This is a genomic window from Bacillus sp. FSL R10-2780, from assembly GCF_038006125.1.
Taxonomy (GTDB): domain Bacteria; phylum Bacillota; class Bacilli; order Bacillales; family Bacillaceae_G; genus Bacillus_A; species Bacillus_A cereus_U.
The window spans coordinates 752,647-775,103 of the sequence record NZ_JBBOUQ010000001.1; the positions used below are offsets into that span (position 1 = coordinate 752,647).

Here is a 22,457-nt window from a genome sequence, read left to right on the forward strand (position 1 = left end):
CAGATTCATATAATATAAAAAGGAATGGTGATTGTAATGAGAATGGTAGATATTATTGCGAAAAAACGTGATGGAAAAGAATTAACGACTGAAGAAATTAATTTCTTTATTAATGGATATACAGATGGAAGTATTCCTGATTATCAAGCGAGTGCACTTGCAATGGCAATCTTCTTCCAAGATATGACGGATCGTGAACGCGCAGACTTAACAATGGCAATGGTTGAATCTGGAGAAACAATCGACTTATCAGCAATTGAAGGCATTAAAGTAGATAAGCATTCAACTGGCGGTGTTGGTGATACAACAACATTAGTATTAGGACCATTAGTTGCTGCTTTAGATGTACCAGTAGCAAAAATGTCTGGTCGTGGTTTAGGACATACGGGCGGGACAATTGATAAATTAGAAGCAGTGGAAGGATTCCACGTTGAAATTACGAAAGAGCAATTCATTGATATTGTAAACCGTGATAAAGTGGCTGTTATCGGACAAACAGGAAACTTAACACCTGCTGATAAAAAAATCTATGCACTTCGTGATGTAACAGGAACAGTAAACTCGATTCCTCTAATCGCAAGTTCAATTATGAGTAAAAAAATTGCAGCTGGTGCTGATGCGATCGTACTTGATGTGAAAACAGGTGCCGGTGCATTTATGAAAACAGAAGAAGATGCAAAAGAATTAGCTCATGCAATGGTACGTATCGGAAATAATGTTGGACGTCAAACGATGGCAGTAATTTCAGATATGTCACAGCCTCTTGGTTTTGCGATTGGTAACGCTCTAGAAGTGAAGGAAGCAATTGATACTTTAAAAGGTGAAGGTCCAGAAGATTTAACAGAATTAGTACTTGTATTAGGTAGCCAAATGGTTGTACTTGCGAAAAAAGCAAATACATTAGAAGAAGCTCGTGAAATGCTAATTGAAGTTATGAAAAACGGAAAAGCAACTGAGAAATTTAAAGAGTTCTTAAGCAATCAAGGCGGAGACAGCTCGATTGTAGACAATCCAGAAAAAATGCCACAAGCGAAGTATGTAATTGATGTACCAGCTAAAACTTCAGGTGTTATTTCTAACATTGTTGCGGATGAAATTGGTATCGCTGCCATGCTACTTGGTGCAGGTCGTGCTACGAAGGAAGATGAAATTGATTTAGCTGTAGGTTTAATGTTACGTAAAAAAGTTGGCGATGCAGTAAAAGAAGGCGAGCCGTTCGTAACGATTTATGCAAATCGTGAAAATGTAGAAGATGTAAAAGCAAAAATTTATGAAAATATTTCTATCTCTGAAACAGCAGTGGCTCCTAAATTGGTTCATACAGTTATTACTGACTAATCATAATTACATTTACTTTGAGGAGGAAATAATATGGATAAGAAAAAATATATTGAAGAAGCAAATAAGATGTTATCAAAAGCGTATATTCCGTATTCAAAATTTCCTGTTGGTGCAGCGTTAGTTACAAAAGAAGGTAAAATCTATACTGGTTGTAATATAGAAAATGCTTCTTACGGTTTATGTAACTGTGCAGAAAGAACGGCAATCTTTAAAGCAGTATCAGAAGGTGAGCGCGACTTTAGTTACTTAGTCATTACAGGCGAAACGGACGGACCGATTTCACCATGTGGTGCATGTAGACAAGTTATTGCTGAATTTTGTAATCCGAAAATGCCAGTTTTACTAACGAATGTAAAAGGCGATGAAAAAGAAGTGACTGTAGAGCAGTTACTTCCTGGTGCCTTCTCAATTGAAGATTTAAAATAAGGTGAAAAGCTCTTCCTAACTCATAGTTGTGGAAGGGCTTTTTTATGTATAAAAATTGCAATGTAATCTTCTGTTCATATTCCGTTCATAAACTTTGCGTAAAATGATTGCAGTGAATATGGAAAGTGACGATATTAATTGTCGTTCTACAGCAGGAGGAATATAATGAAGAAATTATATAATGCAGCATTCATTTACTTAATTATTGGTTTATTATCAGGTGTATTTGCTAGAGAGTATACAAAAGCGCAAGGAATTAAAGGATCCACTATGTTGCAATTAGTGCATACACACGTATTAGTGCTCGGCTTCGTATTCTTTTTGGTCGCTTTGGCTCTATTTAAAGTATTTAATGTCCGTGAAACAAAAAGTTTTCGTGCATGGTTTGTTGTGTATAACATAGGATTAATTTTTACAATCGCTACAATGGTATTTAGAGGTATTTTACAAGTAAACGGAACAGACTTTAACGGTTTAAGCCATATGGCTGGATTAGCTCATGTCATTATAAGTGTCGGGCTTGTTTGGTTTATGATTTTGCTCAAAAAGTCTTTTAAATAGATAGGGGTGGAGAGTATGAGTTTAGCACTTTTATCAAGTATCGTAGCAGTTTGCATGGCCGTTGGAGTAATGTTTCTTCGCTTTAAGTCAGCGAAAAAACCGGTAACGAAAAAGAAAATTATATTACCGCCAATCTTTATGAGTACTGGCGCATCGATGTACTTCTTACCAGAGTTTCGGTTAACATCGTTAGAAATAGTAGAGGCAATTAGTATAGGACTTATTTTCTCTATATTTCTTATTAAAACATCTAAGTTCGAAATAAAAGGTGAAGACATATATATGAAACCGTCAAAAGCGTTCATATTTATTTTAGTTGGATTATTAGTTGTACGAGTAGGACTTAAATCATATTTAAGTCAATCGATTGATTTAGCACAATTAAGCGGGATGTTTTTCTTACTTGCATTTGCGATGATTGTATCGTGGAGAATTGCTATGTATCGCTCATTTACTAAATTAGAAAAAACAATAAAAAGAGCTGGAATTTCTATATAGGAAATCCAGCTCTTTTTATGTTGTATTGAAATTCTTTAGTGCGGAGCTCATTCGCTAAATTTCAAACGGTCTTGAGCATGCTGTAAAGCAAGTGGAGTAACATTTTCTCCGCTAGAATCTACAATTGTTGTATTTAGTAAAATGGAATCTAAACTTCCGCGAAATTCTTTCGTATAGTTTTTTCTTAGTGTTTGTTGCTCTTGTTTTTCTGCACTATTTAATCCTAAAGTTTTTTCTTTTTTTGCTAATTCATTAATACGGAATAAAATGTTTTTCATTTCTTTCACCTCTAAGATTTTTATTATAAATTAGTAACTTACTAATTTATAGTTATTTTAACCTATCTTTTATAAGGTGTCAATGCCTGTAAAAAATCAACTCTTTATACTGTATATAAAATAGTATGGAGAAACTAAGTAGATAAGTAATACTTGAAATATGAAAATTATTTGTATACAATACCTAAGTAGGGTATACAAAGGTTCTTTGTATTGACCGCATTTATACAAGCATAATGAAAAGAGATAATAAAAGGAGTATGTAATAATGGATTCAGTAATTTCAAGGAAAGAGACAATTATTTCATATAGCATTGCAATTCTATTTATTTTAGCAATGGTCGCAGCTGGTGTACTATTAGATGATCCAGAAGTAATTTTGCCGGAAATAGCTGCGATGGCAATAGCTTTATGGGCATATCGTGAGCCGGGATGGCTAAGACAACCAGAAAAAATCTTTATTGCGCCGTCAATAACAGCTGTTATTGGTTTTGCAGTGAATCAAATGGATATTTCCTATATAGGAAAAGTTAGCTTAACACTTATATTAATGATGTTGTTTTTACGTGTTATTCAATCCAATTTAGCACCGTCAATTGCAACTGGTTTATTACCATTAGTAACAAATGCGACTGAATGGTCATTTGTTATTTCTGTCTTCATTTTGACATTCATATTGATGCTAGGTGTTCTTATATTTAAACTGAATAACGGTCTTGAGAGAAAAGTGAAAATCCAATATAAATATATGGTTGTATTTTTAATACTAAATTTTGTATGGATAAGTATATGTTGGATCACTGGTTATGAACAATTAGCGGTTATTCCGCCAATATTAGTTGTTGTGTATGAATCGCTTCAAAAGCCGATGTACAATGAAAAAATGGCATGTAAACAAATACTAGTATTAACTATATCGGCAACTGTTGGAACTTTATTGTACTTAGCAATCGATTCATGGATTGTAGTTACTTTATTAAATATGATATTGATGCTTATTTTGTTAAAAATTGTTGGGGTACGTATTCCAGCAGCTTATGCATTTCCCTTACTTCCACTCGTATTTCCTGATGAAATGATAAAAATGTTACCCATAGGTTCATTCATTGCGGGGGTATTCTTATTTGGGGCAGTACTACTGTATAAAAAGTGGGAGATGAAGCAAAAGGGAATGCAAATGTAGAGAAGAAAATACAATCCTTAGTTAGCATAATAAATAGACACCCGCGGGTGTCTATTTTCATTAAATGAAATTTAGCTTAATTCATTTAAGTAATTAACAAGTTCTGTTGTTTTAGAAAAGAATGGTGAATGATCAGCTTCCAAAGTAATTATTTTCGTGCAAGGAGTTTCTGTATTCATTCGGTGCTGAAAATCAATCGGAATCGCTCTATCTAGAGTTGTTTCGATATAAATACGATTTACAGTTCCAAAGTTCTCTTCAGAAATTTTTAGCTCTTGTTGGAACGGTCCTAGCGGTTGAGGACGCATTTGATTAAAAGATGCTTCTTTAATAGAACCGTCTTCTGTAGCATTTAAAAATGTTTGTTCAATCAACTCTGGTATAAGTTCTGCAGTCAAGTCTTTCTCATTTATAGAGAATTGTGGTCCGGTTTCTCCATTTAATTTACTACCAAGACTTTCACCGTTTTGTGGTAAGAATGCGCAAAGATAAACTAATTTATCGATTTTATTTGGTATATATTCAGCTGTTTGTGTAATAACAATGCCGCCCATACTATGTCCAACAAGAATGACCTTTTCATTTTGTTGTTTTATAGCATCAGTTACTGCAGTAACATAGGAATCTAACGTTACATTTTGGGAGGGAGTCATATCTTTACCACTTCCAGGTAAGTCTAGTGTAACAACTGTATGTCCGAAAGCCTCTAGCTGAGGTTTTACTAATTCCCATGCCCATTCGCCTTGCCATGCTCCATGTACTAAAACGTAAGTACTCATTGAATCAACACTCCTCTAATGTTTATATGCTTATTTTTTCGTAATATTGATGATGTATAATTAGTGTATATGAAGTGGGTTGATAAATATAATGAAGCTTATTTATAGATGATATAAATATCTTTTATATAAGGAGAACAGAATGAACGTTTTTGATTTTAAAGTTTTTAAATACGTGGCTCGTTTGAACAGCATTAGTTTAGCAGCTAAGGAATTACATATGACACAACCAGCAATAACGCATATCATTAACAAATTAGAGAAAAGATATGCTTTAACTTTATTCGAGCGATCTAGACAAGGAACGGTGTTAACTGAAAATGGAAAAGAATTTTTAGTTTGTGTAGATCGACTTCTAATGGAGTATGAAAATCTTGAAGAAACAGCTTTACATTTGAAAAATAAGAGCTTGTATAAGATTGTATTAGCTACATATCCTTCCGTTACTGTATATTGTTTGGCAGAGTGTATCGAATTAGGTAATGTTGATCAAAGTCAGTATGTGCTTGCAGTTCGAGAAGGAAGCTATCAAGAAGTGTTAGATTGGCTGTCTTCTGGAAGTGCAGATTTTTCTATTTCTATAAAAGAAAATTTAATACCAGGATTTCATTATGATGTAATTGGTGAAGATCCGTATGTTATGGTTTCTTCTAAGTCAGTTCCATCTGATCTTACAAGAAAAGAGTTGAAAAATTATCCTTTTATAATGCCGCTTTCTGGTTGTAAAGAAGTACTTGAACCATATTTGATGAAAAATGAAATAGTAGTTAATAAAGTGATGGAGTCAGAGTCAATTAGTTCAGCATTAGCACTTACTTTACAAGTTAAAGGAATAACAATCGTTCCATTATCAGGACTTCATAAACAAATTATTCATGACTTTATCGTGCAACCGATAGAAATTAAAATTCCACGACAACTTATTATGCAATGGTCACCTAAAAAAGAGAATGATCCGCTGTTTCTGGCGTTTGTTACGAATTTATTAGTACAATTACAAAATAAAAAAAATTAATAAAATGCTTTTAAAAAAGGTAATTTTGATTCACTTGAACTTACCTTTTTGATTTACAACCAATATAAGGATGTATCATAAAGTCCGATTAAAATGAGAAGTACACCAGCTATACGCTGAATGCTTTTTCCTATTTTTCGGCTCTTTTTGAGTAATGCCCCATTTAATCCAAGATAGGAGATGATGAACATTAGTATAACGATAGGCAGAGCAGTTCCTATCGAAAAGAATGTCGGAAACAAGTACCCATAATTAGATGATAAAGATAAAGGGATTAACGTTCCGAAAAATAGCACAAACATAGTCGGACAGAAAGCTAAAGAAAAGAAGAACCCAAGTAAAAATGAGCTGACTTCATTTTGTTTTCGTATAAATTTGATAGGGAAGATGGAAGAGAAGAAATTTCTTCCTGTTATAATACCTGATAATATTAGACCCATTAAAATTAATAAAGGCCCGATCAGCTTGCGTAACCACGGGAAATACAAAGTTAATATTTGTTGAATCTCTTTTCCTAACACCCATACTAATAGTCCAAGTATCGTAAAAGCTATTACTTTTCCTAAAATGAATAACAGTATATGTTTCCAGGCATGTCCCTTTTGTAAAGATGGATTGCCATAAAGTGAAACTTTAATCAGTGGGGGTTTTGTTCATCCCCCACTGATTATTAGTTGAACCAATCGGGCATTTACGGGCAGTTGATCTCCCGCCTAACTTCTTTGTCCTATCCGAATTTTGAGGTGGGAGTTTTACTGCCCGTTAATGCGGGATAAAGTGTAATAGCACTAATGTTTCCTGTTAATTGGCAAGGAGCAAGGGTACCTACTATGCCTAATAAAAACGCAAATAAAAAAGGCGTTGATTTCGTAGCATTCGCGACATCCATTAAAGGAGACATGAGTTGATAACTCCATTCACTAATTGTTGAAAACACGTTATATTCACCTTTCTAACTAGTTATATTGTAATGATCCCTCTTTAGTAATCTGTTTCCACGTTTTACCGCCATCCGTAGAAAGGAATACATTCGCTTTCATTGTAGCAAATACCATTTCAGATGAATTTTGAGGGTTTTGTGAAATATACATGATGGTATCCTTAGAATCTAAAGATGGAATTTGTATATTTGTTTCTTCATTTGTAGCAATTGATTTTTTCGTTATCATTTGCTCATTTTGCTTATTGATAGAGGCATAAATAACATCTTCATTACTTACTGTAACTGCTGTCGATTCAACTGATTTAGAAAATAGTTCAAATGTATTTCCATAATCCGTAGATAAATACACGCCATCTTTAGCACTTACCGCGACTACACTAGATTGATCGGGATGTGCTGAAAAGGAGTGGATAGTACTTGAAAGCCCCTTTAACTTACTATTTTTCCATTCTTGTCCGTTGTCCGTACTGAAATAAAAACCTTGTTGTAATTTAGAATTAGGACGTTCGTTGTATAAATAAATCGCTTCCGTATTATATCCGACAGCAAGGTTATGAAAATCAGATTCTCCATAGAATGCTAGCTTTTCAAGGTTATTGCCACCATCCGAACTTTTCATTAATCCTAAAGGGTTTTTAAAATTTGCACCTGGTTCAGGATGCCCGCTGGCAAAAAATCCATTTTTCGTTGCTTGAAAGCCCATATAATCGTGTAGCTGTGTAGCAGTTTCAAACCATTTGCCATTTTGATAAACCTTTATACCACTATGAGTTGCGATAGAAATCCCTGGCATATTTCCTGCATAGCCAATTCCATGAATGTGCGCGATTTTTCCGGATGTAATTTCTTTATAGAAGTTTTGCGGAATCGTATTTGCTGTTTCTTTATTTTTTGGCTGAGATTGAACTGTTTCTGTTTTTGCTGGTTGTGTTTCTACATTATTAGAGCATCCTGTAATTATAAATATTGAAGTAATGGCTAGTCCTACGTAATGTTTCACGCTTGTAGGCTCCTTTCCTATATGTATGAGATTTTAAGTATATGGAATAAATGTCAAGAAATTGTGGAGTGGTATGCATAATCTCGAGTGGAATAGTAATGAAAATTTTATCCCGTATATATGCGTGGTAAGAAACCCGGTAATGAAAGTTTTATTTTCAAAATAAACACTATTAATTGACGAAAAATTATAACAATAATAGAATGAATTGTATTGGATAATTAGTTTGAAAAACATACATAGAACGCTAGGGGGATTATTATGAAGTCAACATTTTTTGCTCAAAATAGAGAAAGATTAGTGAAAACATTACCAGAGGAATCAATTACTATTTTATTTGCTGGACAGGCACCTCATATGTCAGCTGATGCACATTATAAATTTGTGCCGAATCGTAATTTTTACTACTTAACGGGAATCGATGAGCCGAATGTTATTTTCATGTTAAAAAAGTTTGGAAATAGTGTAGAAGAGACTCTTTTCATTGAAAAATCAGATCCAGTACTTGAAAAGTGGGTTGGAAAAACAGTTTCTAAAGAAGAAGCAGAGAAATTATCAGGTATAAAGAAAGTTGTGTATTTAGATAGCTTTGAAAAGACGATGACGAATACACTTTTCGCAGAAAATGTGAAACACGTGAATTTAGACTTGGAACTTCGTGAGTGGAACGGTACTGAGACGAAAACATTAGCGTTTGCTAAACATGTAAGAGAACAGTACCCGCACATAACAATTGGGAATGTATACCCAAACATTTGTGAATTACGAGTGTTTAAAACAGAGGAAGAAATTGAAATCATTAAAGAAGCGATAGCTGTTACTAAAGAGGGCATTTATAACGTGCTGAAGCATGCAAAAGCAGATGTGATGGAATATGAATTAGAAGCTCATTTTGATTTTACGCTTAAATCATCTGGAATTAAACATCATGCGTTTAATACAATTTTGGCGAGCGGTAAAAATGCTACAGTCCTTCATTATGAAGATAATGATGCACAAATTCAAAATGGTGATTTAGTACTGCTCGATTTAGGTGCTCAAAAAGATTACTACAACGCTGATATTAGTTACACATTCCCAGCTAGTGGAACATTCTCTAGTCGCCAAAAACAAATATATAATATCGTGTTAAAAGCATTGAAAGAAACAACTGAACTTATTAAGCCAGGATTAAAGTTTGCTGCATTAAATGAGCATACAAAAAAAGTACTGGCAGAAGAGTGTAAAGCTATTGGTTTAATTCAAGAAGATGAGGAACTATCTAAATATTATTATCACGGCGTGAGTCATTTCCTAGGTTTAGATACTCACGATGTCGGAACATACAAAGAGAGAGTATTAGAAGAAGGTATGGTTATTACGATTGAACCAGGTTTATATATTGAAGAAGAATCAATTGGGATTCGTATTGAAGATGATATTCTTGTAACAAAAGATGGGTTTGAAAACTTGTCAAAAGATATCGTTAGGTCAGTTGAAGAGATTGAAGAGTTTATGAGAGAAAATAATATAAATGTAAAAGAAGATGAAGTTGTTACGAAATAATAATTAGAAGAGGCGCTCAATTTTGGGCGCCTTTTTATTGTGCACATTTTACATCTCCATATTTTCTTGAAAATTGTCTTCTATAATAAGCTTGAAAAAGAAAAAGGAGGGATTTTCGATGAAAAGATTTGTATTAACAGCAGTTACGGTCTCCGTAATATCTTTAATTGCTGCATGTTCTGCGACCACAAATACAACAAATGATCATAAAAATATGAACGACAAAAAAACAACACAGACTGAAACGGCTACAAAACCATTGAAAGTTGTAAAAAGGCCAGAAGTTACTTTAATAGCGAAAGAAGAAAAACAGAAGCTAAGTAACGGTGTTATTGTTCCGGTTTGGACATTTAATGGTTCATCTCCTGGTCCAGAAATTCGGGTGAAAAAAGGTGAAAAGGTTAAAGTGACATTAAAAAATGAACTATCTGCACCAGTATCTATTCATTGGCATGGGTATCCTGTCCCAAATAACATGGATGGAATTCCAGGCGTGACACAAGATGCGGTTGAATCTGGAAAAAGTTTCACCTATGAATTTGAAGCGAACGTACCAGGAACGTATTGGTATCATTCGCATCAAGATTCTGTAAATCAATTAGATAGAGGTTTATATGGTGCTCTCATTGTAGAAGATACAAATGAAAAGTATGATAAAGATTACACATTAATGCTGGATGAATGGGTTACAGATAAAGAAGAAATTGATAAGCAAGTAAAAGAGATGACAAAAGGGAAAAAAGAAAAAGCAGAAGGTAAAAAATCTAGTATGGATAATGAAAATACGAAAAAGAATGATGATATGAAGGGAATGGACCATGGGAATATGAAGATGGAAGGTCATGATATGAGTATGTATGAACTATTCACAATCAATGGTAAAAGCGGTAATTTAGTAGAGCCACTAAAAGTGAACAAGGGAGACAAAGTTCGACTTCGAATAGTTAATGCTGGTTACCTGTCACATAATATCCACGTTCACGGTCATGACATAAAAGTAATTGCGACAGATGGTCAACCAATTCATGATCCAAAATTTATAAAAGACAAAGTAATTTCAATTGCACCGGGTGAACGTTATGATATTGAATTTACTGCTAATAATCCTGGGAAATGGTATGTTGAAGACCATTCAGAAAATAAAGGTGCAAAAGGAATGAAAGCTGTTATTGAATATGAAGGTAGTAAAGAGATGAAAGACAAAGCAAACGAAAAAGAGAAGTTATCAAAATTAGACATGACGAAATATGGTACTAAAAAATTAGGAAGTTTCACGTTAGATCAACAGTATACTGCCACATATAATATGGACTTGAATACGCAAATGAATGGAAATGAAATGGTATATACAATTAACGGAAAGGTATTCCCAGATATTGACCCAATTCCAGTGAAAAAGGGTGACTTAGTAAAAGTAAAATTAGTAAATCACTCTAAAGCGGACGATCACCCGATGCATTTACACGGTCATTTCTTCCAGGTGTTAAGTAAAGATGGAAAACCGGTAGAAGGTTCTCCAATTGTTAAAGACACTTTGAACTTAAAACCAGGAGAAGAATATGAAGTAGCCTTTGTAGCAGACAATCCGGGTGAATGGATGTTCCACTGTCATGATTTACACCATGCTTCAGCAGGAATGGTAACAGAAGTGAAATATACAGATTACAAATCTGATTATGTTCCAAACCCTAACATTCCTAATCAGCCAGAATAATATGAAGCAGTTATCCTATGGATAGCTGCTTATTCATTTTCGTTGCAAGTGTTAATGCATATGTTGATCGTGCCCGGATGAAGATGGGGGAGTATGATCTGGAAATGTCACGAATACAGTAAGAACAATTACTACGCTAATGGAAAGTACTAATAGAAACCGGCGGTGGATATAAGTAGAAAAGGTTTCTGATAAAAGCTGAATCATACATGACATAGTTATCGTTATAGTAAGTAAAAGACTAATAAACAGAATACTATGTGCTTGTTGAGCGTTTAACATTTCTGTAATCATAGCTCCCATCATACTTGCCATTAAACCAGAGAACATTCCTTCTAAGGCAGTGTACAGGTGAAAACGTAGACCGACTAAAAAACCGATACAACCACTAATCAAAATAGCAAGCAAAGTAGAATATAGTAATTCTCCTTTAAAGAGAATACCTAAATAAAAACCGATACTTAAACCGATACTCATACTAAAAGACATAATAAATACCATATACTCCATTAGGGTACCCTTACGTTTAGAAATATATGATGTGATAATAATCGAGATACAACAAAGTGTTAAGGCAGTTAACGTATAAGCAAACATCATGATACCTCCCTGTCCTATCATTCACTTCATCATATGTTCAAATGGAGAGTACTTATGCTAATATATATCTGCAAATTATCTGCACAATTTAAAAAAGGTAAGTTCAATATAATTTTTAAATAATGATGGTTATCTTAGTAGACGATGCTTCATAAGGAATTGTTGTATTTTAAATTTTATAGAATATATGAAAGCAAATAGTGGTGAATGGAAAGGACGCTCGATTTTGGGGCGTTTTTTTTGTTTGTGAGCATGCGAAAGAAAGTGTTATATAATGAGTTTCTATTGTGAAGCCATAAAGAATAAGCGTATAATATTATAGGTCTCCCATTTGTGAGACAAACCGCGAATGATAAATAAGATTGTTGTATTATCATCGCTTCTAAACATATAGACAATGAAAGTAACACTGGAATACAGATAGGGAGTTATAAAATGAAATTAATTATTGCCGAGAAACCAGATCAAGGTTTGGCTCTTGTTTCACAGTTTAAATATCGCCGGAAAGATGGATATTTAGAAGTAGAAGCAAATGAGTTATTTCCAAATGGAGCGTACTGTACATGGGCAATTGGTCATTTGACGCAGTTATGTAATCCAGAACATTATCACGCAGAGTGGAAAAAATGGTCATTAAATACATTACCGATGATTCCAGAGCGTTTTCAGTTTGAGGTAACAAAGTCAAAGTATAAGCAATTTAACGTTGTGAAACAGCTGTTACATAATCCTCAGGTAACAGAAATTATTCATGCGGGCGATGCTGGGCGTGAAGGGGAACTGATCGTACGAAACATTATTAATCTTTGCAACGTGCAAAAGCCAATGAAGCGTCTTTGGATTTCATCTTTGACGAAACAAGCTATTTATCAAGGATTTAAAAACTTACTAGATGAAGCAGATACGATTAATACGTATTACGAAGCATATACAAGATCTTGCGCTGACTGGGTCGTTGGTATGAATGCATCGCGTGTCTTTAGTATTTTGCTAAAGAAAAAGGGAATGAATGATGTATTTTCCGCCGGTCGTGTGCAAACACCAACTTTAGCATTGATCGTAAAGCGTGAGAAGGAAATTGAAAACTTTAAATCAGAGCCGTTTTGGGAAGTGTTCGCAACCTTTAATATTGAAGGGAAGAAATATGAGGGGAAATGGGAGAAAGATAATGAGTCCCGTTTAAATGATTCTGATTTGGCAAATAAAATTGCAGCGTTTTGTCAAAATAAACCGGCTGTAGTAAAAGAAATGAAAACGGAGCGTAAAGAGTTTCAGCCGCCGTTTTTATTTAATTTATCCGCACTGCAAGCGACAGCAAACAAAGCTTTTAAATTTTCGCCGAAAAAGACGCTTGATATAACACAAGCACTATATCAAAAAGGGATAGTCTCTTATCCACGTTCGGATTCTAACTATGTTACACAAGGAGAAGCAGCGACGTTCCCTGATATTTTACAGAAGTTAAGTCAGTTTGATGAATATAAAGGTTTATTGCCAGCACCAATTGAATCGATTATGAACAATAAGCGTTATGTGAACGAAAAGAAAGTTACAGATCACTACGCAATTATACCGACAGAGCAAGTTACAAATCCAAGCAAACTATCAGGTGATGAGAAGAAAATTTACGATATGATCGTAAGAAGACTTATTGCGGCGCATTATGAAGTAGCAATCTTTGATTACACAACGATTACAACTCTTGTAGACGAACGTGCTGAGTTCATTTCGAAAGGAAAACAGCAAATTCAAGAAGGTTGGCGTAAAGTTATTTTCCAAGACGATAAAGATGACGAAACAATTCTTCCAATTGTCGCAGAAGGTGAACAAGGAAAAGTTGTAAAGGTGAAAGTGAAAGAGGGAAAAACACAGCCACCGAAACGTTATACAGAAGGACAACTTATTACGTTAATGAAGACGGCCGGTAAGTATTTAGAGAATGAAGAGCTTGAGAAAGTATTGAAGAAAACAGAAGGTTTAGGTACTGAGGCCACTCGTGCTGGTATTATTACGATGCTGAAAGACCGTAAATATATAGATGTGCAGAAAAACCAAGTGTACGCAACAGATAAAGGGAAAGTATTAATTACAGCAATCGGTGATAAAATACTGGCTTCACCAGAAATGACAGCAAAATGGGAGCAACGCCTTGCGGAAATTGGTGAAGGCACAGCTTCACCAGCGACATTTATGGAACAAACGAAAAAACTATCAGCTAAAATTATTGAAGATGCGGTAGAAATGTCAGAGAAATGGGATTTCACTGGATTACATGTTGAATCGATTGAACGAAAAGGATCGAAATTTACAACAGGTAAAAAGGTAGGGAACTGTAAAAAATGTGATGGCGATGTTATCGACAAGTCCACGTTTTACGGTTGTTCCAACTACAACACAACACAGTGTGACTTTACCATTTCGAAGAAGATATTAAGCAAAGCCATTTCGCAAAAAAACATGACGAAGCTATTAAAAGGTGAGAAGACCGATTTAATTAAAGGCTTTAAAAAAGGCGAGAAAACGTTTGATGCGAAGTTAGAGTGGAAAGATAATAAGATTAATTTTGTGTTTGAGAATTAAGTGGTTTTAACAAATAAAAGGTTCTATAACAGGTTAGATTTGAAAAAATATGGATAGAAAAGAGAAAGCATGACAATTTTATGTCATGCTTTTTTATTTTTTAATTAAAGGGTTTTGTGTGCTAACAATAAAAAAACATTTGAAAAGATAGTATTAAATAGGACGTTTATATTATCTTTATCATTTCTTTTATATAAAGGGAAAATAAGCAATTAAGAGAACAACTGAAAGTAGCTTATACTGATGTTTATAAAAATGTACAATAAAAATATTATCTAAAATAATAAAAGTTTATTGCAAAACGATAAAATTTATATTAAAATCAAAATCAGAATAAATAAGTGTGGTGCTTTTTATGGAAAAGGTAACAACGTTATTTTTAAAATTAGAGGAGGTATAAATATGGACATTAACAATTTGATTATTGAAAATATGGATAACCCTCATGAGTTGGAGAGAATGTATAGAAAAGACCCGAAAGCTTTTAAAAAGTCATTCTCACAAGCATGGGCCCAAAACCCTGATTCTCAGGTGCTAGGTGCTTGGTATGAAAGGTTGCATTTCAAGGAGACGGTAAATACAGAAAAAACTTCCGTGTTTCAAAAAGGTTTCTTATTCATGGGCATTTTAGCTATTCTGGCAGGGCTAAGCACCAGGATAATCTTCCATTTTGTCGAACAGGGAGCAATTGCTCCGATTAACCTGGCTTTTGGTATAATTCCCTTTATTGCTGCCTATTTTGTTTACAATAATACTCCGAAAAAAAGTATTATTTATTCTCTTGCAGCGTTGTTCCTAATTTCCGGGTTTTATCTTAATATGCTGCCATTAAATTATAAAGACAGTATTATCCTTGCTTATTTACACTTTCCCATATTCTTATGGGTATTGGTAGGGCTTGCATTTACAGGGAATGAATATTCAAAAGGCAGTACAAGATTAGCCTATATTAAATTTAATTTGGAATATTGTATTCTCTACGCCAGCATGGCAGTTAGCGGAATGGTACTAGCAGCATTAACCATGCAGTTATTTAGGTTTGTTGACTTGAATATAGAAGACTTCTATTTTAGTAATGTTGTTTTATTTGGTGCTGCCGCTCTTGCTATTGTGGCTGCATACCTGGTATCAATGAATCTGAAACTTGCTAAGAATATTACACCATATATAGCTAAAATTTTTAGTCCTCTTGTCCTAATCACATTGTTGCTCTATCTAATAACGGTTATATGGGTCGGGAAAAATCCATTCTTGGACCGCAATTTCCTGATAGTCTTCAACGGAATACTCCTTGGTGTATTGGCCGTTACCATATTTTCCATTATCGAGAGCGACTCAGACGAGAAAAAGAACATTTCAGATTATATAAATTTTGCCTTAATTGTTCTTGCACTTATCATTGACAGTGTGGCTTTGTCAGCAATCGTGTTCAGACTTTCTTCTTATGGGATTACGCCTAATAGACTTGCTGCTTTAGGAGTAAACATACTTATCTGGGCAAATCTAATTTGGATTATGCTCTCCTATATGCGTTTTCTACAAAATAAATCCGGACCTTCAACTATCCAAGATGCCGTTACTAAGTATTTGCCGGTATACGGATTTTGGGCAGCTTTCGTTATATTTACTTTTCCTATAATTTTTAATTAGAAAGGCTCTGTTAATGTAACGAAAAGTTAATCTTTTATTATATCATTTTTATTAATGAGTAAGAGACGATAAGTATCGTTAATTCTATAATTACTCGACAATAAAAAACGTCCCGCAGTGGGACGTTTTTTATTATGTATATTGCTTTTTTTTCTTAATAAGCAGCAACATTTGCGAAATGCTAGCAAGCACAGGTAATTCAATTAACGGTCCAATGACCAAGGCAAGTGCAATAAGAGGTGCGTCTGGAAAAGCAGTCACAGCAATTGCGAGTGCAACAGGCGAGTTTCTCGCTAATGTTGTTAAGCTTAGGCTTACGGTGTCTTCATAGGATAAATGCATCATACGTCCTACAAACTGTCCTAGTATAAAGTTAATCATGAAGAACAGTAATACTGGTATAAGTAACAATAAAACAACATTCGTATTTTGTAATAAATACTTACCTTGTGAGGCAAACATCGCTAATATTGCTAAACTTAAAAATACAATTTGAGCAGAGCTGAAAAACGGAATGAGTTTATTCTCAAGTGTTTCAGCTTTTTTCATTTTATGCATAATGAATTTTGTAGCGTGTGCAAGTAAAAATGGTAAAACAAGTACAATAACAATACTTTCTACTAAAATAGAAATTTCTACTGCTTTCATTACACCAGCAAATAAAAACAAATAAATTGGTAGCAATAATACTTGTAAAATTAAATTTACCGGTAGAATTGATGTAGATAATGCGACGTTACCTTTTGCGATCTCTGTGAAAATTAAATACCAATCTGTACACGGAGTAACCATTAACATAATAAAGCCAACCCAAAGTGCTGGGTGATCTGAAAGAAATAACGCGCCTAATCCCCAAGCGAGAAAAGGTGTCCATATAAAATTAATACCTAGGCTTGTTCCAGCGAATTTTAAGTTGCGGAATCCATTTTTTATATCCTTTAAGGGGATGCTGAGGAATAATCCATAAAGCATTAAAAATAAGAAGGGGACAATAAATTTTTCTGAATACATATGTATCATATTAAATTGTCCTAATATAACCCCTAATATAACAGCTGCAAGAATGATAAAGGTTTGAATCTTTTCTAAAGTACTCATTAATAAATCCTCTCTATAGATGAATTTCCCTTTCTAGTTGTATTATACAAGGTATTTATGTGTTTTTGAATTTATCATTTTGACTGAGGAAATATCTTTATTTAATATTTTTAATCCGAGATATTTTTCTTTTTTAAAAGTTACTTGACTAAAGTAAGTGGGTGTACTATACTCACTTACATAAGGTAATTAAATAAATAAATAAAAGTTAAAACTTCGGTTTAGATAATGTATTTAAATGAGATAGTTTCAGCAGGACATGATGAAACCTTTTCTTAGAATAAGATTTTTAATGCTGATGAATAATGAATATGATAAGAAAGTTTAGGTGAAGAGAATGGGATTATTTAGCTCATTATTTGGTAAAAAAGAAGAAAATACAAAAGTAGAGGAGAATAAAACTATGTCAAAAGTATTATTTGTAAAAGCGAACGATCGTCCAGCGGAGCAAGCAATTAGTTCAAAAATGTATGAAACATTTGTAAGTGCTTATAAGGAAGCAAATCCGAATACAGAAATTACGGAGTTAGATTTATTTGCATTAGATCTTCCGTATTACGGAAATATCGCTATTTCAGGTGGATATAAACGTAGTCAAGGAATGGAGATAACAGCTGAAGAAGAGAAGGCAGTTGCTACAGTAGATAAATATTTAAATCAATTTTTAGAGGCTGAAAAGGTTGTATTTGCGTTCCCATTATGGAACTTTACAGTACCAGCACCATTAATTACGTATATTTCATATCTTTCTCAAGCTGGAAAAACGTTTAAATATACAGCGAACGGTCCAGAAGGTTTAGCTGGTGATAAGAAAGTAGTTGTTTTAGGCGCTCGTGGTTCAGATTACTCTTCTGAACAAATGGCTCCTATGGAAATGGCTGTTAATTACGTTACAAACGTACTTGGGTTCTGGGGAATTACCAATCCAGAGACAGTTGTAATTGAAGGACACAATCAATATCCAGATCGCTCACAGCAAATTGTTGAAGAAGGTTTAGAGAACGTTAAGAAAGTAGCGGCGAAATTTTAAATAATGATAGTAAATGTAAAAACCAACATGGATGACCATGTTGGTTTTTTAGTCTATTCCCTATGTTAAAAAATGTATATTTATAAAATAAAAGAAAAGTTTGAAAATAGTATTGCAAAATATTATATATCAAACTATAATGAGTTCAAGAATAGTTGATACTTAAATTAAATATTCAGAAAATTCAATTAGTTAAAATTGGAAAATGAGATAAGGAAATTTGAATGGGGGGTTATATTATGGCGAATAAAGTACCGTTTTCGTTCATAGTAGTTATTGGATTAATGTTATTTGCACTATTTTTTGGAGCAGGAAATTTAATTTTCCCAGCTATGCTAGGTCAATCGGCAGGAGAGAATGTATGGATTGCTAACGCTGGATTTTTAGTAACAGGAGTAGGTTTACCATTACTAGGTGTATTAGCATTTGGTTTTTCAGGTAAAGATGATTTACAGTCATTAGCAAGTCGTGCTCACCCAGTGTTTGGGATTGTGTTTACAACAGTTTTATACTTAGCAATCGGTCCGTTATTTGCAATACCAAGAACAGGAAATGTTTCTTATGAAATTGGTCTTAAGCCTTTTATGCCAGAGGGATTAGGTTCTACACCTTTAATTCTTTTCACAATTATATTCTTTAGCATCACTTGTTTTTTTTCGCTAAATCCTGCGAAAATTGTCGATATTGTTGGGAAAATATTAACGCCAATTAAATTGACATTCATCGGTATTTTAGTAATCGTTGCTTTTATTCATCCGATTGGAGATATGCAAGCACCAGTGGAAGCTTATACATCACATGCATTCTTTAAAGGATTCCAAGAAGGATACTTAACGATGGACACGCTTGCATCATTCGTATTCGGAATCATCATCATTAATGCAATTAAAGAAAAAGGTGCGAAAACGAAAACACAAATTATGGTTGTTTGTGCAAAAGCAACACTAATCGCTGCATCTATTTTAGCAATTATTTATACAGCTCTTTCTTATATGGGAGCTTCAAGCGTTGCGAAGCTTGGACATTTAGAAAACGGCGGAGAAGTATTAGCAAAAGTTTCTAACTACTATTTCGGATCATATGGCGGAGTATTATTAGGGTTAATGATTACAGTTGCTTGTTTAACAACAAGTGTGGGACTTGTATCAGCATGCTCTTCATTCTTCCATAAGTTATTTCCAAATGTTCCTTACAAAGCAATTGCAATTACGTTATGTGTGTTTAGTGCTATTGTTGCAAATGTTGGATTAACGCAATTAATCGCAGTTTCTGTTCCAGTATTAACAGCAATTTATCCACTAGCAATCGTGTTGATTTTCTTAACATTCTTCCACTCATTATTCAAAGGAAGAGCTGAAGTTTATCAAGTGAGTTTAATCGTAACGTTTATCATCAGCTTATTTGATGGATTAAGTGCAGCTGGAGTTAACATTGAAGTAGTAAGCCGTGTGTTCACTAAATTCCTTCCGATGCAGGAAGTAGGATTAGGCTGGATCTTCCCAGCGATTATCGGTGGATTTATCGGATATGGCATTAGCATTTTAAAAGCGAAAAATCAAGTTCAACCAGCAGCTAGTGCGAATAAGAAAATAGGTTGAATTTAAAAAGTTATAGAATTTGATTCTATAACTTTTTTTGTTACTATTAATAATGAGAAAAAATAAAGTAGTAGGGGAAATGAAATGAAAAAAACAATTGATCATATCGGCATCGCAGTTCGTGATATAGATAGTACGATACATTTTTATAAAAAGGTTTTATCAGGAACTTTAATAGATCGATACGTAAGTGAAGCACCCGGTGTTGAAAGCGAAGTAGCTATTCTTGAAGTTGATGGTGATAGAATCGAATTACTTGCGCCAACGAATAATACAACTTCTCCAATAGCAAGATTTATAAAGCAAAAAGGGAAAGGTGTCCATCATGTTGCGTATCGTGTAGATGATTTAGATGTAGCTTTAGAAGAATTAAAGGAACAAGGCATTCGAACGTTAGAGCATACCCTTCGAATTAATAAACATGGTAGACGATTAATTTATCTTAACCCAGCGGATACAGAGGGAACAATCATTGAGTATTGTGATTATCCGGAAGAGAAGTAAAGGAAGTTTATCCTTGAGAAAAGGTGTTACGTAATAACGTAACACCTTTTTAATTTGTGTATTTCTCTTTATATGGGAGTTTATTTCACATTTTTTTCACAAATGATTCACGATAACTTTTCTTCTTTAGAAACTTACATAAATATATTTTATGCTATAATGATAATCAACTTTAAAAATATTAGTAATATCTATGAAGGTAGCTACTATTATATTGGAAGTATAGAGGTGAGGAATAAATAGAGAGTGATACTAAATAGATCCTTATACTTAATCAGATTAATATTTTATCAAGAAATAAAACTTGGGAAGTAAAAAGTAATGAAAGTGTAGTGACGAAAAAGAAAGAAGTGAAATGATTGTGAAAGTAATGCGAAGGTTAGGGGCATGGCTATTAATAGCGTGCGTGTTTATCATATTGATACCAAAAAGCACATCTGCTCATGCGTATGTTGTGAAATCAAACCCTACTGAAAATGAAACGTTGAAGAAAGCACCATCTATTGTGAAAATTGAATTCGATGAGGACATACAAGTTTCAAGTTTTAATACATTGTTCGTAAGAGATACCTCAGGTAAAAGAGTAGATTTAAAAGATGCTCATATTGATAAGAAAAACAAAAAATTATTAGAAGCTGGGTTAAAAGAGAATCTCAAAAATGGTCTTTACTCTATTCAGTGGAAAGCTATTTCAGCTGACGGGCATCCGATTCAAGGAGTTATTCCATTCCGGATTGGATTAGCAGAAGCGGGAACAGACGATATACAAGTAGAAGAGATGGGCTATGTTCCGCAAATCGATATGATCATGGAACGTGGGGTTCTATATACAAGTTTCTCACTATTTTTAGGAGTTCTATTCTTTAATCTTATTATGTATAAAGGGAATGCAACCCCAGTTCAATCAAGGAGTAAGAGAATAATATGGATATCATTATTTGGGATATTTATTAGTTTACTATTCAATCTACCATTGCAGGCGAAAATAAATGCTGATGTTTCATGGTTAGAAGCATTCGATCCTATATTATTAAAAGAAACATTACAGCTATCTGTTTTTGGTTATGTATGGATAACTCAAATGGCTCTTATTAGTACGCTTATAATTGTTACATATTTTGCGGTGAAGCGTGAGAAGCTTTCGTCGTTTAAAATATGGAGCATTCCAATTGTATTATTTATTGGGTTACTTGTTATGAAAGCCTTCAATAGTCATGCATATGGATTAAAGTTTAAAGAAATTGCTGTCGTTATGGACTTTCTACATTTATTCGCAGCTTCGTTATGGATTGGGGGGCTATCATCGATTGTTCTTCTTTTACGTAAAGCGGATGACAAGTGGACTATGTATTGGGATGCGATTAAGCGTTTTTCACCGTGGGCAACAGGTGCTGTCATAGTGATTTTATTAACGGGTCTTTTTAACAGTACATTTTTTATTCCCACGATCCATTCCCTATTTGATACGAAGTATGGATTGGCCTTATTAGCAAAGATACTTTTATTCGTGTGTATGGGGATATTGGGAATTATTCATTATGTGAAAGGGAGAATGCGAGCGCAGCAAGGGTTAGGAGCTACGGTGAAAGTAGAGTTTATCATTGGAATTATCGTTTTTGTAATCGTAGCGTTTATGACAAATGTACAAACGCCGCCGATGCCTCCTACGGGACCTTTTACAGAGAGTAAACAATTAGATAATGGATATGAACTTACTTTACATGTAAGTCCTAATAAGGTAGGACAGAATACATTTTATATTACTTTGAAGGATGAGAATGGACAGCCTGTTACTGATATGGAACAAATTGTATTGACGACTCAATCTTTAGATATGAATATGGGCAAAGGTTCATTTAAAGTTTCGGCAGTGTCACCGGGAGAATATGAAGCGGAAGGAATGTATATTAACATGACAGGAAACTGGAATATACATGTTCATGGGTTAACAAAATTCCTTGATAGTTTCGATATAGATTATAAATTTATTGTAGGTGGCAGATAAAGTGAAACTTTAATCAGTGGGGGATTGTTCATCCCCCCCACTGATTATTAGTTGAACCAATCGGGCTTTTACGGGCAGTTGATCTCCCACCTAACTTCTTTGTTCCAGC

The 22,457-nt window shown here is 34.0% G+C and carries 19 protein-coding genes and 1 pseudogene; 14 read left to right on the top strand and 6 right to left on the bottom strand.

The window, feature by feature from the left end; all coding sequences use genetic code 11:
- Window positions 1–36: 36 nt before the first annotated feature.
- From NSQ47_RS03950 to NSQ47_RS03965, 4 genes are all read left to right on the top strand, one after another.
- Window positions 37–1,338, top strand: coding sequence for a pyrimidine-nucleoside phosphorylase (locus tag NSQ47_RS03950; RefSeq protein ID WP_002158325.1), 1,302 nt, complete (start codon window positions 37–39; stop codon window positions 1,336–1,338).
- A 33-nt stretch (window positions 1,339–1,371) separates the two neighbouring features.
- Window positions 1,372–1,767, top strand: a complete 396-nt coding sequence (locus NSQ47_RS03955; protein ID WP_002158324.1) for a cytidine deaminase — start codon at window positions 1,372–1,374, stop codon at window positions 1,765–1,767.
- 165 nt (window positions 1,768–1,932) lie between these two features.
- The gene (locus NSQ47_RS03960) at window positions 1,933–2,328 is read left to right on the top strand and encodes a DUF2871 domain-containing protein (protein WP_002158323.1); all 396 of its coding nucleotides are present in this window, start codon (window positions 1,933–1,935) and stop codon (window positions 2,326–2,328) included.
- 15 nt (window positions 2,329–2,343) lie between these two features.
- The gene (locus tag NSQ47_RS03965; RefSeq protein WP_341036176.1) at window positions 2,344–2,826 is read left to right on the top strand and encodes a CcdC family protein; all 483 of its coding nucleotides are present in this window, start codon (window positions 2,344–2,346) and stop codon (window positions 2,824–2,826) included.
- A gap of 47 nt (window positions 2,827–2,873) precedes the next feature.
- Here the strand turns inward: NSQ47_RS03965 and NSQ47_RS03970 are convergent, their stop codons facing one another.
- Window positions 2,874–3,104 carry a DUF896 domain-containing protein gene (locus NSQ47_RS03970; protein ID WP_341036177.1) on the bottom strand — a complete coding sequence of 77 codons (231 nt, stop codon included), beginning with the start codon at window positions 3,102–3,104 and terminating at the stop codon, window positions 2,874–2,876.
- 268 nt (window positions 3,105–3,372) lie between these two features.
- Here NSQ47_RS03970 and NSQ47_RS03975 point away from each other — a divergent pair, with 268 nt between their 5' ends.
- Entirely contained in the window at window positions 3,373–4,287 is a 915-nt protein-coding gene (locus tag NSQ47_RS03975; RefSeq protein WP_341036178.1) for a hypothetical protein, read from the top strand.
- Window positions 4,288–4,358: 71 nt separating this feature from the next.
- On the opposite strand, the gene NSQ47_RS03980 is transcribed toward NSQ47_RS03975, so the two are convergent.
- On the bottom strand, window positions 4,359–5,066 hold the full coding sequence (locus tag NSQ47_RS03980) for an alpha/beta fold hydrolase (RefSeq protein ID WP_341036180.1): 708 nt from the start codon (window positions 5,064–5,066) through the stop codon (window positions 4,359–4,361).
- 142 nt (window positions 5,067–5,208) lie between these two features.
- Between NSQ47_RS03980 and NSQ47_RS03985 the strand changes: the two genes are divergently transcribed.
- Complete coding sequence (locus NSQ47_RS03985) at window positions 5,209–6,081, top strand: LysR family transcriptional regulator (RefSeq protein WP_088078322.1); 873 nt, start codon at window positions 5,209–5,211, stop codon at window positions 6,079–6,081.
- A gap of 53 nt (window positions 6,082–6,134) precedes the next feature.
- On the opposite strand, the pseudogene NSQ47_RS03990 reads toward NSQ47_RS03985, so the two are convergent.
- Together NSQ47_RS03990 and NSQ47_RS04000 are read right to left on the bottom strand one after the other, a co-directional pair.
- Window positions 6,135–7,018 (bottom strand): annotated as a pseudogene (locus tag NSQ47_RS03990) (urease accessory protein UreH domain-containing protein).
- A gap of 19 nt (window positions 7,019–7,037) precedes the next feature.
- Entirely contained in the window at window positions 7,038–8,024 is a 987-nt protein-coding gene (locus NSQ47_RS04000; RefSeq protein ID WP_341036182.1) for a F510_1955 family glycosylhydrolase, read from the bottom strand.
- Between the two features lie 261 nt (window positions 8,025–8,285).
- Between NSQ47_RS04000 and NSQ47_RS04005 the strand changes: the two genes are divergently transcribed.
- Together NSQ47_RS04005 and NSQ47_RS04010 are read left to right on the top strand one after the other, a co-directional pair.
- On the top strand, window positions 8,286–9,569 hold the full coding sequence (locus NSQ47_RS04005) for an aminopeptidase P family protein (RefSeq protein WP_215581334.1): 1,284 nt from the start codon (window positions 8,286–8,288) through the stop codon (window positions 9,567–9,569).
- A 118-nt stretch (window positions 9,570–9,687) separates the two neighbouring features.
- Window positions 9,688–11,283 (top strand): multicopper oxidase family protein, encoded by a 1,596-nt coding sequence (locus NSQ47_RS04010; protein WP_341036183.1) that lies wholly within the window; start codon window positions 9,688–9,690, stop codon window positions 11,281–11,283.
- Between the two features lie 51 nt (window positions 11,284–11,334).
- Here NSQ47_RS04010 and NSQ47_RS04015 read toward each other — a convergent pair whose 3' ends face one another.
- On the bottom strand, window positions 11,335–11,880 hold the full coding sequence (locus NSQ47_RS04015; protein WP_016104533.1) for a hypothetical protein: 546 nt from the start codon (window positions 11,878–11,880) through the stop codon (window positions 11,335–11,337).
- Window positions 11,881–12,318: 438 nt separating this feature from the next.
- Between NSQ47_RS04015 and topB the strand changes: the two genes are divergently transcribed.
- Entirely contained in the window at window positions 12,319–14,463 is a 2,145-nt protein-coding gene (gene topB, locus NSQ47_RS04020) for a DNA topoisomerase III (RefSeq protein WP_341036184.1), read from the top strand.
- Between the two features lie 402 nt (window positions 14,464–14,865).
- Window positions 14,866–16,113 (top strand): DUF4153 domain-containing protein, encoded by a 1,248-nt coding sequence (locus NSQ47_RS04025; protein WP_341036185.1) that lies wholly within the window; start codon window positions 14,866–14,868, stop codon window positions 16,111–16,113.
- A gap of 132 nt (window positions 16,114–16,245) precedes the next feature.
- On the opposite strand, the gene NSQ47_RS04030 is transcribed toward NSQ47_RS04025, so the two are convergent.
- Window positions 16,246–17,211, bottom strand: coding sequence for an arsenic resistance protein (locus NSQ47_RS04030; protein WP_341036187.1), 966 nt, complete (start codon window positions 17,209–17,211; stop codon window positions 16,246–16,248).
- 337 nt (window positions 17,212–17,548) lie between these two features.
- Here NSQ47_RS04030 and NSQ47_RS04035 point away from each other — a divergent pair, with 337 nt between their 5' ends.
- From NSQ47_RS04035 to NSQ47_RS04050, 4 genes are all read left to right on the top strand, one after another.
- Window positions 17,549–18,241: an FMN-dependent NADH-azoreductase gene (locus NSQ47_RS04035; protein ID WP_002168630.1), complete on the top strand. Its 693-nt coding sequence runs from the start codon at window positions 17,549–17,551 to the stop codon at window positions 18,239–18,241.
- Between the two features lie 239 nt (window positions 18,242–18,480).
- Window positions 18,481–19,839 carry a branched-chain amino acid transport system II carrier protein gene (brnQ, locus tag NSQ47_RS04040; protein WP_002158307.1) on the top strand — a complete coding sequence of 453 codons (1,359 nt, stop codon included), beginning with the start codon at window positions 18,481–18,483 and terminating at the stop codon, window positions 19,837–19,839.
- A gap of 84 nt (window positions 19,840–19,923) precedes the next feature.
- A complete protein-coding gene (locus NSQ47_RS04045; protein ID WP_002202379.1) occupies window positions 19,924–20,343 on the top strand; it encodes a VOC family protein in 420 nt (139 codons plus the stop codon).
- A gap of 355 nt (window positions 20,344–20,698) precedes the next feature.
- Window positions 20,699–22,348, top strand: coding sequence for a copper resistance CopC/CopD family protein (locus tag NSQ47_RS04050; protein WP_341036189.1), 1,650 nt, complete (start codon window positions 20,699–20,701; stop codon window positions 22,346–22,348).
- The last annotated feature ends 109 nt before the right edge of the window (window positions 22,349–22,457 follow it).

Coding starts and splice junctions, on each gene's coding strand:
- NSQ47_RS04050 (WP_341036189.1), top strand. CDS start 20,699: ATGATTGTGAAAGTAATGCGAAGGTTAGGGGCATGGCTATTAATAGCG.
- NSQ47_RS04010 (WP_341036183.1), top strand. CDS start 9,688: ATGAAAAGATTTGTATTAACAGCAGTTACGGTCTCCGTAATATCTTTA.
- NSQ47_RS03980 (WP_341036180.1), bottom strand. CDS start 5,066: ATGAGTACTTACGTTTTAGTACATGGAGCATGGCAAGGCGAATGGGCA.
- NSQ47_RS03960 (WP_002158323.1), top strand. CDS start 1,933: ATGAAGAAATTATATAATGCAGCATTCATTTACTTAATTATTGGTTTA.
- NSQ47_RS03975 (WP_341036178.1), top strand. CDS start 3,373: ATGGATTCAGTAATTTCAAGGAAAGAGACAATTATTTCATATAGCATT.
- NSQ47_RS04005 (WP_215581334.1), top strand. CDS start 8,286: ATGAAGTCAACATTTTTTGCTCAAAATAGAGAAAGATTAGTGAAAACA.
- NSQ47_RS04025 (WP_341036185.1), top strand. CDS start 14,866: ATGGACATTAACAATTTGATTATTGAAAATATGGATAACCCTCATGAG.
- NSQ47_RS03950 (WP_002158325.1), top strand. CDS start 37: ATGAGAATGGTAGATATTATTGCGAAAAAACGTGATGGAAAAGAATTA.
- NSQ47_RS04035 (WP_002168630.1), top strand. CDS start 17,549: ATGGGATTATTTAGCTCATTATTTGGTAAAAAAGAAGAAAATACAAAA.
- NSQ47_RS03985 (WP_088078322.1), top strand. CDS start 5,209: ATGAACGTTTTTGATTTTAAAGTTTTTAAATACGTGGCTCGTTTGAAC.
- NSQ47_RS03970 (WP_341036177.1), bottom strand. CDS start 3,104: ATGAAAAACATTTTATTCCGTATTAATGAATTAGCAAAAAAAGAAAAA.
- NSQ47_RS04015 (WP_016104533.1), bottom strand. CDS start 11,880: ATGTTTGCTTATACGTTAACTGCCTTAACACTTTGTTGTATCTCGATT.
- NSQ47_RS04030 (WP_341036187.1), bottom strand. CDS start 17,211: ATGAGTACTTTAGAAAAGATTCAAACCTTTATCATTCTTGCAGCTGTT.
- NSQ47_RS03955 (WP_002158324.1), top strand. CDS start 1,372: ATGGATAAGAAAAAATATATTGAAGAAGCAAATAAGATGTTATCAAAA.
- NSQ47_RS04045 (WP_002202379.1), top strand. CDS start 19,924: ATGAAAAAAACAATTGATCATATCGGCATCGCAGTTCGTGATATAGAT.
- topB (WP_341036184.1), top strand. CDS start 12,319: ATGAAATTAATTATTGCCGAGAAACCAGATCAAGGTTTGGCTCTTGTT.
- NSQ47_RS03965 (WP_341036176.1), top strand. CDS start 2,344: ATGAGTTTAGCACTTTTATCAAGTATCGTAGCAGTTTGCATGGCCGTT.
- brnQ (WP_002158307.1), top strand. CDS start 18,481: ATGGCGAATAAAGTACCGTTTTCGTTCATAGTAGTTATTGGATTAATG.